We start from the raw sequence: 13,637 nt of genomic DNA, 5'->3' as shown, positions 1-13,637 counted from the left end.
TCCGCCCCGGGCAGGCCCGCTCCATGGGAGTCTGTGCCGGTGTCGTCCGGCAGCCGGGGCCGCCCGTGGGCGGGGGCGAAGAGGACGGCGCGCATCCATCGGGAGGGGACACCCACATGCGCAAGCGTTTCGTACGGGGAGCCGCGCTGCTCTCCGGCCTCGTGCTCGCCTGTACCGGTCTGAACATCACGAGCGCGGGACCGGCCGCCGCCAAGGACGTGAACGGGTGCACGGTGGGGTACTGGTGCGGCTGGTCGCGCGCGGACGGCACCGGCACGCGGTACATGACGAACAAGAACGTCGCCGACCTCGGCAGCTGGGACAACAAGGTCCGGTCGCACGTCAACCGGACCAAGCTGATCGCATGCACCTACGACGCCAAGAACTACAACGCGTCCGGCGGCTACTTCGCCGAGGAGCCCGCAGGCAGCACCCTTGGCTGGAGTGCGCAGTACCCTCCGTCGATCAGCTCCATCAAGTTCGTCCGTACGGAACGCGAGTGCGCCTACACCGCTTTCCCGTACTGGTACGCGGAGACCGCCCCCAAGGACCTGGGCTTCGGCGACATGAACGGCGACCGCAGGGCCGACGTCATGGTCCGCGACCTGGCGGGACGGCTCTGGCTCAGCTCCGGCAACGGAACCGGCCGGCTCGTCGGCACCGGCGGCTGGAACGCCATGAACGCCCTCACCCGGCACGGCGACTTCAGCCGCGACGGCCGCGAGGACCTCATCGCCCGTGAGGCGTCCACCGGAAAGCTGTGGCTCTACCCCGGCACCGGCACCGGCTCCCTCGGCGCGCGCAGGCTCATCGGCACGGGCGGCTGGAACGCCATGAGCAACATCACCGCCTACGGAGACCTGACGGGCGACGGCCGTTCCGACCTGATCGCCCGAGAGAAGTCCACGGGCAGGCTCTGGCTCTACCCCGGCACCTCCACCGGCAAGCTCGGCGCCCGCAAGCTCATCGGAACCGGGGGCTGGAATGCCATGAGCGCCCTCGCCGGCGTCGGCGACGCCACCGGCGACGGCCGCCCCGACCTCTACGCCCGCGAGGCCTCCACAGGCAGGCTCTGGCTCTACCCCGGCACCTCCACCGGCAAGCTCGGCCCCCGCAAGCTCATCGGAACCGGAGGCTGGAACACCATGGCCGCCCTCGTCGCCGTAGGCGACTTCACCGGCGACGGCCGCCCCGACCTCGCCGCCGTGAGCAACACCACCTTCGCCATCGACGGCTACCGCGGCAACCCCGGCTGGCTCGTCACCTACCCCGGCCTCGGCAACGGCTCCCTGGCACGCTCCGAACTCACCAACGGCGACTGGTGGGGCCTGCACGGATTCGCCTAGAACGGAGCCACGCCGACCCCGACCCGCCGGGCGGGCCGACCACGTACTGAGCGCGCCACGTGCGCGGTTGGCGTGCCCGGTGGGTCAACGAGGGGATCGTCCAGGACGAGTACGGCGACTTCGTGCGCGCCTGCCGACCGGCGGATGCTTCCCCGGACGGCTGGCAGTGGCCTCATGTGCCGGACGATGAACAGCTTCGCGCGTGATCGGGCGGAACATCTCGCGGCGACCTCACCCTTCGTACCGCCGCCGCCCTCCTCGCCGCCGTGCACCGCGCCCTGTTCCAGCGCATCCAGGACCTCACCCTCGCCGGCCACGACAGAACCCGGATCTCCGCCACCCTCACCACCGATCCATGGAGTCGGTCTCCTGCTCGCGGCCGAAGCGGAGAAGGGCAACAAGAAGGCCCCGGTCCACGACCAGGGCGGGCCGACTGAGCAGAGTGGGATGATGCGGAAATAACTTCCGCAGGGTGTGACCGTACCGTCGCTGCCGTCGCTGCCGTCGCTGCCGTCGCCGCCGGAGGTCAGGAGGGCGACGGGTTTCGGCCGGGTCATGCGGATACCGGTCAGAAGGGCGGTTCGCCCGTGCCGCCGTTTCCCGGCCGGCACCCCACGCGTGTGCGCCGCGGTCGTGTGCGGCGGGTGGCGTCGGGCCGACGACGCCTCAGTCCGTGGTCGGCGGCTCTTCGGAAGCGGCGGCGCGGCGGTACTCGGCGTTGATGCGCTGGGCCTCTTCGAGCTGGTCCTCCAGGACGACGATGCGACAGGCGGCCTCGATGGGCGTGCCCTGGTCAACCAGTTCGCGGGCGCGGGCGGCGATGCGCAGTTGGTAGCGGGAGTAGCGGCGGTGGCCGCCTTCCGAACGCAACGGGGTGATCAGACGGGCTTCGCCGATCGCGCGGAGGAAACCCTGGCTCGTGCCGAGCATCTCGGCGGCTCGGCCCATCGTGAAGGCGGGGTAGTCGTCGTCGTCAAGACGGCCGTACGAGTCGTCTGCTGTCACTGGCACCTCTCTTGTGGAACGCGTCGAGGGGCCTTGGTGCCACCTGGCACCAAGGCCCCGAAGGAACTACTACACCACCTGCCGGTCCGGATGCGGCACCGGCCTTCTGTATCCGCAGCTCCGACCTGACCGCTGCCGGGAGTGCGGGGATCGCGGTTGCTTGACCGGAGACCACCTCACTATCGATGTCCTGCGGTACCCGGGCGGGCCGAAAGCTCCGTCCCGGGCGATCCCGATGGCGTCGGCTCCTCCGTTCTTCTCGCGGTGATCAATTGCCTATCTGCGGGTACTGCGTACTGCGTTCACGGATGCCGCAGCCGTCGTGACAGCGGTTCCGCCGTGGCGGCCCCTTGCCTTGGGCCACCCGGTCCGGTGGTCAGCCCCGTCGCCGTCCTGCAACAGCCCTGGCTTCGAGACTCCACCGCCGAACCGTCCTGCGTGTACGTGCGTCACCGGCAGTTCGTCTCTGCCGGGCCTTGATGCCTCTCTGGGTTACGTGAGAAACCCTAACTAGATCAGTAGGTGATGTCTACTCTGGCCGCAGTAGATTTTCGAGTTCCCCCTAAGGAGGTAATCGGCTTCGCCGGAGGAGTCGGCTCGCCTGCGGGCTACCGGGCCGTCGCTGCCGCCGCCGTTGCCCAAGGGGCTTCGGAGGGAGGTGGGCAGGTCTCCGAGGGCGGCGGGCGGTCCCGGAGGACGACGGGACAAGGGACGGAGGGCCGATCCGTGCATAGGATCGGCTCTCATGTCGAAGCCTGACGAGCTGCTCGTTGACATCGCCACGCTGGTGGAGTCCGGGCACAGCAACCAGATGTCCCTGACCGTGGTCGTCGGTGGTGCTGTCATCACCGGCCGGCTGGCCCCCGAAGCCGTATGGCGGCAGAGGGTGTCGGAAGTCCTGACCGACTCGGCACAGCTGGGTGAGTTCTCCGCCGTGTTCACCGCGACGCCCCGGAACGACGGGCCGCCCGCCCATCTGCACTTCCACAGGGCGCGCATCCTCCAGGGGACGGTGGGGATCCCGGAGACAGGCGGTATGTACCGCGTCTCGATCACGGATGTCAGCGCCTGGACCATGGGCGACTTCACCTACTCCGGGCACTGACGTCGCGCGGAGGAAACCCACAGGTACGAGGAAGGGCCCGGCCGGCAGATACCGGTCGGGCCCTCCCTCTGGGGTCTCGGCGCGCTCCCCGTCGTCCGGACGGCGTGCAGCCGGACGCCCGGCCGGGGCCGGACGTCGTGAAGCGGTCAGGCGGTCGTGTGGCCGCCGAGCGTCTCGGAGGCGCGCTGCAGCGGGCTGCGGGCCGGGGCGGACGGAGCGGTCCGGGCGGCGCTGTGGCAGGTGAAGCCGAGCTTGGTCATCGCCCGGACGACTTCGTCGGCGGTGAAGTCACGACGGTCCTGGCCGGTGATGACCTGGCCGACCTGCTTGACGGGGTAGACGCGGCGGCCGATGGTCACGGAATCGCCGCTGACCTCCTCGGGCTTGATGTCCTTCATGGAGTCCTGGACACCGTTCTTCGTGAGCTCGAACGGGAAGCGGGCAATGACACAGCGCATGATGCCTCACAGGGAGAGGAAGGGGACGGGTGCACGGGGCGGCGCTTCACAGTGCCGGGGCGAGAACGCCTGGGGTGTCGGCGTTCCGGTCCACGACGAAGGGGTTGGCGGTCCGACGGTACGCGGTGTCCTCGGCCGCCGTCGTGGCGACCGGTGCGGTGCGCGGCCGGCGGTGGGCCAGGATGTCGCGCAGCTGGATCCGGTCCGAGTAGCCGGGGCCGTCGCGGACGACGGTGAGCTGGGCTCGGCTGACCAGTCCGGTGCACCGGCTGTCGTTGTCGCAGATCCTCAGATGCCCGGTTCCGGCACTGGTCATGACCGACAGGGCCACCTCTACGGTCATGTCGTCGCAGACCCGTGGTCCGGCCGCGTCCACGGCACTGGGCGCCGCGGGAGAGAGGGAGCCCGCGTTCGTCGGGTCGGGCTGGTTCCGGAGCGATGTCATCACGTGCCTCCTGCGGGGACGGGCCGGTTTCCGGATCACGCGGTGGTCAGGCCGCCGTGTTCGGGGCGGACGACCGTCCCCGGCCGCGCCGGGAAGCCGTGGAGGGGCCGCGCCGGCCGGCCGGGGACGCGCTCCGCCGGCGCTGCTCGGGTGCGGGCGCGGTGATCGTCACGGGGACGCCGGAGGGGGTCCGGGCGCCGGTGATCCGGCTGAGCGCCGCCTCTCCGGAGCGGACCTGGGTGGTCCGGGGCACGATGCCGGCGGCAGCCATGAGCCGGGTCATGTCGCGGCGCTGGTGGCTGGTGACCAGGGTGACGACGCTGCCGGACTCCCCGGCCCGCGCGGTGCGGCCCCCGCGGTGGAGGTAGTCCTTGTGGTCGGACGGCGGATCGACGTTGACGACGAGGTCGAGGTGGTCGACGTGGATGCCGCGTGCCGCGACGTTCGTCGCCACCAGCACGGTCACGTGCCCGGTCTTGAACTGGGCGAGGGTACGGGTCCGCTGCGGCTGCGACTTGCCGCCGTGCAGAGCGGCGGCCCGGACCCCGCTGGCGAGCAGGTGTTCGGTGAGGCGGTCCACGGCGTGCTTGGTGTCCAGGAACATGATCACCCGGCCCTCGCGTGCCGCGATCTCCGTGGTGAGCCGGTGTTTGTCCGCGCTGTGCACATGAAGGACGTGATGTTCCATCGTGGTGACCGCGCCCTGGGAGGGATCCACGGAGTGGACGACGGGATCGGTCAGATAGCGCCGGACCAGCAGGTCGACGTTACGGTCCAGAGTCGCGGAGAAGAGCATGCGCTGGCCCCCGGGGCGGACCTGGTCGAGGAGTGCGGTCACCTGAGGCATGAACCCCATGTCCGTCATCTGGTCGGCCTCGTCCAGGACCGTGGTCGCGACCCGGTCCAGCCGGCAGTCACCCCGTTCGATCAGGTCCTTGAGGCGGCCGGGGGTGGCCACGACGACCTCGGCGCCACCGCGCAGCGCGTTCGCCTGCCGGCCGATCGACATCCCGCCGACGACGGTGGCCAGACGCAGCCGTGTCGCGCGGCTGTACGGGGTGAGGGCGTCGGTGACCTGCTGCGCGAGCTCCCGGGTGGGAACGAGGACCAGCGCCAGCGGCTGACGGGGCTCGGCGCGCTGCCCGGCGGTGCGGGCCAGCAGCGCCAGGCCGAAGGCGAGCGTCTTGCCGGAGCCGGTCCGGCCGCGGCCCAGGACGTCGCGGCCCGCCAGGGAGTTCGGCAGCGTCGCGCCCTGGATCGGGAACGGTGTCGTCACGCCCTGCGCGGTGAGCGCGGCCAGCAGGCTCCTCGGCAGGTCGAGCCCGCTGAACGCCTCGACCGCGGGCAGCGCCGGGGTGACCGTCTCGGGCAGGGCGAACTCTCCCCGCACCGTGGCGGGCCGCCGCCCGTCCGAACCGCCCGGCCGGGTGGAACGGCCCGGGGCTGACGAGGAGCGGCGACCGCCCCGGACGGAACCGGCGGCGGAGTCGTAGCCGTGGCCGTCGCCGCGGCGGGCGCGGGAGGACCGGCTGTTCGTGCGTGCGGGGTTCATGCGGAACCTTCCTTGATACGGCACGTATCAAGGAATTCCCCAGAAAAAGAACGGTGCGGGGAATCACAGGCACGGACCGAATGAAATGCGAACGCGGGCCACGGAGAATTCGTGTCGGCGCACACATGAATAATGAGGGGCGGGGTGCGAGGTCGAATCCGGCGCATCGCCGGCTGCGGCTTCGAGGATGCTGCACCCCTCGGCCGTGTTTTCCTGTGGACATGACCACCAGAAAATGCACGTAGCTGGGGCCCGCACCCCGAAGGATGCGGGCCCCAGCTACGAAATACGCGTCAGCGTCAGACGGAAACGATGTTCTCGGCCGTCGGGCCCTTCTGGCCCTGAGCGATGTCGAAGGACACCTTCTGGCCCTCCTGGAGCTCGCGGAAGCCCTGGGCGGCGATGTTCGAGTAGTGGGCGAACACGTCGGGGCCGCCACCGTCCTGCTCGATGAACCCGAAGCCCTTTTCCGCGTTGAACCACTTCACGGTGCCGGTAGCCATGTCAATCTCCTCTGGGCAGTACACCGGAATCCGCACTCTACGGATCCCGTGTCGCCGCGATGATGCCCTGCCCGGAAACGACCGGAAATACGAAGCGCCCCTCTCCGGTGTGAGCCGGTCCGAGGCGCCTGAAATCTTTGGGTACCACAACTGCAACTGACTTCGACAGTAGCACGCCGGCCAGGATTATGTACGCGAACGATTTTCCCGCCCACCCCGAGACAGAAACCCTCCCCGTGCGGACCATTAAATTCTGAGACCGCCGGCACAGGTATTCAGCATACGACCGCACCGGTCCGGGACGGTCGCCGCGATCCGTGCCCCCAAGCCCCCAGCCCCCAAGCCCCCAGCCCCCAAGCCTCCGAGGCCCGGCATGCGGGGCCCACAGGACCGGGTAACGTCCTCGGCATGTTCTCCAGGTGCCGATCCCCGGGGGAGAGCGTGACGGACCCCGCCGACGTCCTTCGGCGCCACGACCGTCCCACCGTGCATCCGCAGATCGCTCCACCTCATGACCGGGAGAACCCATGACCGACAGCAAGAACATCAACAACCCCGTGGGCCAGGGCGGCGGCCAGCGCAAGCGCCTCTCCCGCGCCGAACGCCAGAACAACGGCCCCCACCGCAACCTGGACCGCCAGAGCGCCGCCGACCGGAAGGCGGAGCTCGTACGCAAGATGCGCGAGAAGACGCACGGGGCCGAGACCACGGGGCAGACGAACGACGACCCCGCGCAGACGGACAACGACGCGGCGCAGAGCTGACGCACCGCCGTAGCGCGACGGCTGTCGGGTCCGGCGGGCACACCCCGGACCCGACAGCCGTCGTGGTGGCGCGCAGGTGGTGCGGGACTCGGGGCGGAGACTGGCCCGAGGGCCCTTCAGCACGGCGTTGGATGTCCCCCTGGGCGCGGTGCTGGACGAGGTGGGGCGGTCCCGCTCGACCGAAGGACGGGCCGCCGCTGAACCGCGGCCAACCGCGGCGATGGGTGCTGCTACGATCCGCGAGAATTCGAACGTGGGGGGCCGCCGGAGAATTTCCCTGTCGGCGCTGGTGTTCCCTGCACGGCCCTCCTCGGTCGTTGCGTCTGCTCGCGCGTTGCGCGGCAGCCCGCCCAGGAGGACACGTGCCGCACAGCAACTCATTCCGCAAGGTCCTGGCCGGGACGGTGGCCCTCGCCATCGCCACGATGGGTGGACCCCTCGCGCTGCCCGCGTTCGCGGACTCCGGGGCCGGGACGCCCCGCCCGGCCACCGAGGCCCAGGCCACCGGCATCGCCGCGCTGCCTCCGGGGTCCGAGGTGGTCATGTCCGGCGAGACGGGCTTCCTCGCGTCGACACGCGCATACGACCTGCTGTGGACCCGTTATGCCGATGGCTCGGTCACCAACCTGGGCCGTGGCACTTCGCAGGTGCGCTCGACCGAGATCCACGGCTCGGTGTCCGATGTGGTGGCACTGGAGCGGGGATACCTCGGCGAGGCCGACCACCGGGTCGAAATGCACGACATGTCCACCGGAGTGGTATCCGTCCTGGAACTGGGAAAGTACCGCAACTTCGTGGGTGCCGTCGGCTCGACGGCGATGGCCTGTCCCTACATGCCCAACCAAGGCGTCGACTGCAGGGAACTGCATCTGCTCACCGTCGTGGACGGTGTGCAGACCGACCGGACGGTCACCGGACTTCCCGATGACATACGAACGGTGGGCATAGCGTCTTCCGCGCCCGGCTCCCGGTTGCTGTACTACAACCGGCTCACGGACGCGGAAACCGACTTCTCCTACGCGGTGGTCGACCTTGCCTCGGGCATCGCGACACCCTCGCACCTCACCCGCTCGACCTGGAGCGACGCGGCTCTGTCCCCGAAGTACCTCGCCACCCTGTACGGCTCGGACAGGCCGGCCACCTCGCAGTTGCGCGTGGAGAACCGGGACACCGGCGAGGTGTCGCAGATCGACACGCGCCAGCACGTGTCCCACCCCTTGGTGGGGCTGGTCGGGGACTGGGCCCTGTTCGGCTCCGAGACCTCATTGTCCGCAGGGTCCACCGACGAGGACTTCTCTTTCCGGGCGGTACCGGTCGGCGGGGGAACCAGCCGCAAGATCCTGGACCACGCCACATCGCTCGCTGCCACCCCCGACGGGGCGCTGCTGGTGATGGGCGGCACCCTCGCCCAGGGCGAGGGCGTCTACCGGGTGTCCCCCGGTGCCGACGGTACGCCGGTGGTGGAACTGGTCGCCGGTACCGGTGAGCCGGAGGGGATCACCCTGGTGAGTTCCGACGTCCCCGCAGTGGCCACGCTCGACACGGCGCCCTGGAAGGCGAGGTGGCAGCTGTCGCGCTACAACGCGGAAGTGATCCTCACCCTCCGCAACACCGCCACAGGCGTCTCCAGCACGTCGTACCTGTATCCGTCCGACGACACCACCAGGCCGGTGGGGATGGACTATTACGGGCGGATACATATGAACTGGACAGGGTGGACCGACAGCGGCTCGGCCCCCAACGGCACCTACAGCTGGCAGATCATCGCCAAGCCGTTCAATGCCCTCGGGCCGGACCTCAAGGCGAGCGGCACCTTCAAGGTCACGCGCCAGCCCGCACCCCACGACTACACCGACAACGGGTCTCCGGACCTGCTGGCGCGCGACGGTGCCGGCGTGCTGTGGGGCGTGGACACCGACCACGATCCGTGGACCTCGAAGCTGTACGGAAACGCCCGTTCAAGGATCGGTGGCGGCTGGAACGCCTACAACCAGATCACCGCGGTCGGCAATGTCGCCGGTGGCTCCGGAGGCGACCTGGTGGCCCGTGACAGCGCGGGTGTGCTCTGGCTCTACCTGGGCACCGGCAAGGGCACCTTCGCCCCCCGCACTCGCATCGGCGGCGGCTGGAACACCTACACCCAACTGACCGGAACGGCGGACTTCTCCGGCGACGGCAGACCCGACCTCGTAGCGCGCGACCGCGACGGCGTCCTGTGGCTCTACAAGGGCACCGGGAACTGGAAGGCACCGTACGCCACCCGTTCCAGGATCGGCGGCGGCTGGAACACCTACACCCAGGTCACCGCGGTCGGCAATGTCGCCGGCGGTTCCGGAGGCGATCTGGTGGCCCGTGACAGCGCGGGTGTGCTCTGGCTCTACCTGGGCACCGGCAAGGGCACCTTCGCCCCCCGCACCCGGATCGGCGGCGGCTGGAACACCTACACCCAACTGATCGGCATAGGCGACAGCAACGTCGACGGAAAGCCGGACCTGATCGCCGTCGACCGCAACGGCGACCCCTGGCGCTATCGCGGTACCGGTAACGCGAAGGCTCCCTTCGCGGCACGCGAGATGGGCAATCTCTTCTACGTGAATCAGCACTACAACACCGTCGTCTGACGCCAACCCCGCAAGCCCATGGCAGGCAGCTCTCGAAGAGCCTTCGAGAGCTGCCGCTACCGCAAGGTGAACGACCACAGCCCCTGGAACCGGCCCGCGAGCCGGCCCGCGAACCGGGCCGGCGGGTCAGAGAGGGATGACGCGAACCTGGCTGCCGCAGAGCTTGCTCATGCAGTCGCTGTCGGAGGTCAGCAAGGCGACGGGTTTCGGCTGGCGGAGTGCGACCTCGGCGACGGTGGCGTCGATGGCGTACTTGTGTCCGTGCGGCCCGGCCCCTTTGAGGAGTTCAGCCGCCGCTTTCGCCGCCTGCTCGGTGACCGGCTCCACCTTGGTGCGGGACAAGGCTCAGTTGGGGCGAGGCATGTCGGTGCCGGAGTGGCTGACTTCCACGATGGTGTTGGCCCCGACCACCGGGTCGGGGCCCATGTCGTGAAAGACCTGAAGCATCGCGAGGAGCCTGCGGTCATCATCGCCATCCCCGACGGCCGCCGCACCCGCTACGAGCTCGCCGACGAACGCCTCGGCCACGCCCTGGACGACCTGCGCACCGCCGTCGTAGCCGTCGAGACCGACCGCACCTGCCCGGATGCCGACGAGAAGGGTTGCTTCTGATCATGGCCGCCGAGATGTCGATATTCCTCGGTCCCTCCCCGGCCCGCCGCGACGCGCTCACCCGCCGGATACGGCTGCTGGTCGCGTTGACGATCACCTACAACGCCATCGAGGCGGTCGTCGCCCTCACAGCCGGCGGCCTCGCCTCCTCCACCGCCCTGATCGGCTTCGGTCTCGACTCGATCATCGAGGTCTCCTCCGCCGCCGCGGTCGCCTGGCAGTTCTCCGCCCGCGACCATGCCGTCCGCGAAGCGCGGGAGCAGCGCACCCTGCGCATCATCGCCGTCTCCTTCTTCGCGCTCGCCGCGTACGTCGCCGTCGACGCCGTCCGCGCCCTGACCGGCACCGGCGAAGCCGAACGCTCCATCCTCGGCATCGTGATCGCGGCCCTCTCCCTCGCGATCATGCCGTTCCTCTCCGCCGCCCAGCGCCGCGCCGGCCGCGAACTCGGCTCCGCCTCCGCCGTCGCCGATTCCAAGCAGACCCTCCTGTGCACCTACCTCTCAGCCGTCCTTCTGGTCGGCCTGATCCTCAACGCCACCCTCGGCTGGTCCTGGGTCGACCCCGTCGCCGCGCTCGTCATCGCCGCCATCGCCGTCAAGGAAGGCCGCGACGCCTGGCAGGGCAAGGGCTGCTGCGCGCCCACCGCACACGGGCACGTCCCGGCCCCTGCGGTGGCGGCCGAGGCGGACGCATGCGGCTGCAAGCCGGCATGCACCTGCTGTTCGTGAACATCCCGTTGCCCGCCCTCGCCCACGTGGCCCGGTCCGTCGATACTGACCGGGCCATCGAGGGCGGACGGGGGCGGCGGTGGACCAGACGATCTGGGCCGGGCTCGCGGCCGGTCCGCTGATCTCGGTGGTGACCGCACCGGTCGGTGTGTCCGGCGCGGTCTTCCTCCTCCCGGTCCAGCTCAGCCTCCTCGGAGTACCCAGCCCCGCCGTCACACCGACGAACCTGCTCTTCAACGTGGTGGCCGGCCCCGGAGCACTCTGGCGCTACCGCCGCGACGCCGCCCTCCACGACGGCCTGGCCCGGCGCCTCGTCCTGTGGACGCTGCCCGGCGTCATCGCCGGTGCCGCTCGGCACGTGCCTGTGCCTGCGCCCACTGCGCCCGGTTCGCCAACGTCCCGAAGCGGCCGAACCGCCGGCGCTCGCCCTCGCGCTCCTCGCCCTGATGGTCGGAACGGCGGGCGGAATCTACGGGATCGGCGGCGGTTCCCTGCTCGGCCCCGTGGCGCCCAACTGGTGGCTGGGCCCCGGCGGCCTGAGCGGCGGCTGTCTCGGCGCCCGGCTTCAACCCCGCCTGCCCGAAACCCTGCTCCGCGTCTCCTGCTCGGAACCCTCGCCGCCGCCCTAGGTGCGCTCTGTGCCGCCCAGGCCTTGGCCTGAGGGGGTGAGACAGTAGGGGCTGCGAAAGCCTGTTCTGACGTATTCTCAGATCCCGCATGGTGCGCGAGTGGCACGCGTGGTCTGACAGGTCTAGACAACAAAGAAGCCCCCGGCCGTTGGCCAAGGGCTTTCGTATGGAGCGGGTGACGAGAATCGAACTCGCGCTCTGAGCTTGGGAAGCTCATGTTCTACCATTAAACTACACCCGCGTAACGCAACTGGATGACCAGCGACGCATCGTCCCACACTGTACCCCATCGAAGGCCCCCCGAGGCGCCGGCCCGGATGTGTGGCGTGGGGGGTGGGGGTGGACGTGGGTGTGGGGGGCGGGAGTTGGGGGCGTAGCGTGGGGGTCGGAGTGCCGGGTGGGGTGGGGTCCTGTTCATCCCCTAATGTGGCTTTCTCGTCCACGGCTTGATGGGGAAGGGACTTGATGGACTCCATGGAGCGCACCGTCGTCCGCTGTGCCGAAGGGCACGTTTTCGCTACCTCCTCGTTCCCGATGCAGCAGCTCGGGTCCGGGCGGATCGGGCCGGGGAGGCTCATCCGTTGTCCTCGGTGCGCACGGCTGCGGCATGCCGTGCCCGTGGTGTTCGAGAAGCGGTAGCGAGCGGTAGCGGGGGAGCGGCAGAAGACAGCGGGGCAGGCGCGCGGGCGGCCCGATGAGGGCGGTTCCGCGCGTTCTGCGTATCCTCGGTGGGTGCTTCTCTCAGACAAGGACATCCGGGCCGAGATCGACGCCGGACGCGTACGTATTGATCCGTTCGATGCGTCGATGGTGCAGCCGTCGAGCATCGACGTGAGGCTCGACCGCTATTTCCGGGTGTTCGAGAATCACCGTTATCCGCATATCGATCCCGCCGTCGAGCAGGCCGATCTCACGCGTACGGTCGAGCCGGACGGGGACGAGGCGTTCATCCTGCACCCGGGCGAGTTCGTGCTGGCGTCGACGTACGAGGTCATCTCGCTGCCCGACGATCTGGCCTCGCGGCTGGAGGGCAAGAGTTCGCTGGGCCGGTTGGGGCTGGTGACGCATTCGACGGCCGGGTTCATCGATCCGGGGTTCTCGGGGCACGTGACGCTGGAGCTGTCGAATCTGGCGACGCTGCCGATAAAGCTGTGGCCGGGGATGAAGATCGGGCAGCTGTGCATGTTCCGGCTGAGTTCGCCGTCGGAGTTCCCGTACGGCTCCGAGCGGTACGGGTCGCGGTACCAGGGGCAGCGCGGTCCCACCGCGTCGCGGTCGTATCTGAACTTCCACCGGACGCAGGTGTGATGTCCGATGAGCGATGAGACGCGGGAGAACCTGACCTACGAGGGCTTCGGGCACGCGGTGCGGGAGCTGGCGCAGACGGTGGCCGACGACGGGTTCGAGCCGGACCTGGTGCTCAGCATCGCGCGGGGCGGGGTGTTCGTCGCGGGCGGGCTGGCGTACGCGCTGGACTGCAAGAACATTCATCTGGTGAACGTCGAGTTCTACACCGGGGTCGGCACCACGCTGGACATGCCGGTCATGCTGGCGCCTGTTCCGAACGCGATCGATTTCTCGGACAAGAAGGTCCTCATCACCGATGACGTGGCCGACACCGGAAAGACGCTGAAACTCGTCCGTGATTTCTGTGTCGACCATGTCGCCGAGGTGCGGTCCGCGGTCATCTACGAGAAGTCGCATTCACTCGTGAAATGCGAGTACGTGTGGAAGCGGACGGACCGCTGGATCAACTTCCCGTGGAGTGTCCAGAAGCCCGTCGTGCGGCGCGGGGGACAGGTGCTCGACGCCTGAGCGCGTACGAGGAATCCCCGGTCTCGGTGGGAACGAGGCCGGGGATTCCTG

The 13,637-nt window shown here is 69.5% G+C and carries 14 protein-coding genes, 1 tRNA gene and 1 pseudogene; 9 read left to right on the top strand and 7 right to left on the bottom strand.

From position 1 onward, the window contains the following. Window positions 1-116: 116 nt before the first annotated feature. A complete protein-coding gene (locus ACZ4FH_RS00390) occupies window positions 117-1,346 on the top strand; it encodes an FG-GAP-like repeat-containing protein (protein WP_467301374.1) in 1,230 nt (409 codons plus the stop codon). A gap of 666 nt (window positions 1,347-2,012) precedes the next feature. On the opposite strand, the gene ACZ4FH_RS00385 is transcribed toward ACZ4FH_RS00390, so the two are convergent. After that, a complete protein-coding gene (locus tag ACZ4FH_RS00385; RefSeq protein ID WP_467301373.1) occupies window positions 2,013-2,351 on the bottom strand; it encodes a helix-turn-helix domain-containing protein in 339 nt (112 codons plus the stop codon). Window positions 2,352-3,096: 745 nt separating this feature from the next. Here ACZ4FH_RS00385 and ACZ4FH_RS00380 point away from each other — a divergent pair. Next, on the top strand, window positions 3,097-3,456 hold the full coding sequence (locus tag ACZ4FH_RS00380) for a hypothetical protein (RefSeq protein ID WP_467301372.1): 360 nt from the start codon (window positions 3,097-3,099) through the stop codon (window positions 3,454-3,456). Window positions 3,457-3,602: 146 nt separating this feature from the next. Here the strand turns inward: ACZ4FH_RS00380 and ACZ4FH_RS00375 are convergent, their stop codons facing one another. From ACZ4FH_RS00375 to ACZ4FH_RS00360, 4 genes are all read right to left on the bottom strand, one after another. After that, window positions 3,603-3,914: an SCO5918 family protein gene (locus tag ACZ4FH_RS00375; protein WP_467301371.1), complete on the bottom strand. Its 312-nt coding sequence runs from the start codon at window positions 3,912-3,914 to the stop codon at window positions 3,603-3,605. A 46-nt stretch (window positions 3,915-3,960) separates the two neighbouring features. Continuing rightward, a complete protein-coding gene (locus tag ACZ4FH_RS00370; protein WP_467301370.1) occupies window positions 3,961-4,359 on the bottom strand; it encodes a CBS domain-containing protein in 399 nt (132 codons plus the stop codon). Between the two features lie 46 nt (window positions 4,360-4,405). Then, window positions 4,406-5,911: a DEAD/DEAH box helicase gene (locus ACZ4FH_RS00365; protein WP_467301369.1), complete on the bottom strand. Its 1,506-nt coding sequence runs from the start codon at window positions 5,909-5,911 to the stop codon at window positions 4,406-4,408. Window positions 5,912-6,210: 299 nt separating this feature from the next. Then, window positions 6,211-6,414: a cold-shock protein gene (locus ACZ4FH_RS00360; protein WP_037678274.1), complete on the bottom strand. Its 204-nt coding sequence runs from the start codon at window positions 6,412-6,414 to the stop codon at window positions 6,211-6,213. 527 nt (window positions 6,415-6,941) lie between these two features. Here ACZ4FH_RS00360 and ACZ4FH_RS00355 point away from each other — a divergent pair. Together ACZ4FH_RS00355 and ACZ4FH_RS00350 are read left to right on the top strand one after the other, a co-directional pair. Continuing rightward, window positions 6,942-7,178 carry a DUF6243 family protein gene (locus tag ACZ4FH_RS00355; protein WP_467301368.1) on the top strand — a complete coding sequence of 79 codons (237 nt, stop codon included), beginning with the start codon at window positions 6,942-6,944 and terminating at the stop codon, window positions 7,176-7,178. Window positions 7,179-7,540: 362 nt separating this feature from the next. Next, complete coding sequence (locus ACZ4FH_RS00350; RefSeq protein ID WP_467301367.1) at window positions 7,541-9,799, top strand: FG-GAP-like repeat-containing protein; 2,259 nt, start codon at window positions 7,541-7,543, stop codon at window positions 9,797-9,799. Window positions 9,800-9,925: 126 nt separating this feature from the next. Here ACZ4FH_RS00350 and ACZ4FH_RS00345 read toward each other — a convergent pair whose 3' ends face one another. Continuing rightward, window positions 9,926-10,141, bottom strand: coding sequence for a hypothetical protein (locus ACZ4FH_RS00345; protein WP_467301749.1), 216 nt, complete (start codon window positions 10,139-10,141; stop codon window positions 9,926-9,928). On the opposite strand from ACZ4FH_RS00345, the gene ACZ4FH_RS00340 reads away from it, so the two are divergent. The 3 genes and pseudogenes from ACZ4FH_RS00340 to ACZ4FH_RS00330 all read left to right on the top strand — a co-directional run bounded on the left by ACZ4FH_RS00340 (window position 10,061) and on the right by ACZ4FH_RS00330 (window position 11,803). After that, window positions 10,061-10,411 carry a transcriptional regulator gene (locus ACZ4FH_RS00340; RefSeq protein ID WP_467301720.1) on the top strand — a complete coding sequence of 117 codons (351 nt, stop codon included), beginning with the start codon at window positions 10,061-10,063 and terminating at the stop codon, window positions 10,409-10,411. The genes ACZ4FH_RS00345 and ACZ4FH_RS00340 overlap by 81 nt on opposite strands. A 2-nt stretch (window positions 10,412-10,413) precedes the next feature. Continuing rightward, a complete protein-coding gene (locus ACZ4FH_RS00335; RefSeq protein WP_467301366.1) occupies window positions 10,414-11,142 on the top strand; it encodes a cation efflux transmembrane domain-containing protein in 729 nt (242 codons plus the stop codon). A gap of 79 nt (window positions 11,143-11,221) precedes the next feature. After that, window positions 11,222-11,803: pseudogene (locus ACZ4FH_RS00330) on the top strand (TSUP family transporter). 135 nt (window positions 11,804-11,938) lie between these two features. Here the strand turns inward: ACZ4FH_RS00330 and ACZ4FH_RS00325 are convergent. Further along, window positions 11,939-12,012, bottom strand: a tRNA-Gly gene (locus ACZ4FH_RS00325). Window positions 12,013-12,503: 491 nt separating this feature from the next. Here ACZ4FH_RS00325 and dcd point away from each other — a divergent pair. Together dcd and ACZ4FH_RS00315 are read left to right on the top strand one after the other, a co-directional pair. Beyond that, a complete protein-coding gene (dcd, locus tag ACZ4FH_RS00320) occupies window positions 12,504-13,079 on the top strand; it encodes a dCTP deaminase (protein ID WP_383630780.1) in 576 nt (191 codons plus the stop codon). Window positions 13,080-13,085: 6 nt separating this feature from the next. Then, the gene (locus ACZ4FH_RS00315) at window positions 13,086-13,586 is read left to right on the top strand and encodes a phosphoribosyltransferase (protein ID WP_383630777.1); all 501 of its coding nucleotides are present in this window, start codon (window positions 13,086-13,088) and stop codon (window positions 13,584-13,586) included. Window positions 13,587-13,637: the final 51 nt, after the last annotated feature.

Source organism: Streptomyces sp. NPDC024555 (assembly GCF_055559335.1).
Note: the sequence above shows the minus strand (reverse complement) of the source record. Positions and strands in the feature narration are given on the sequence as shown.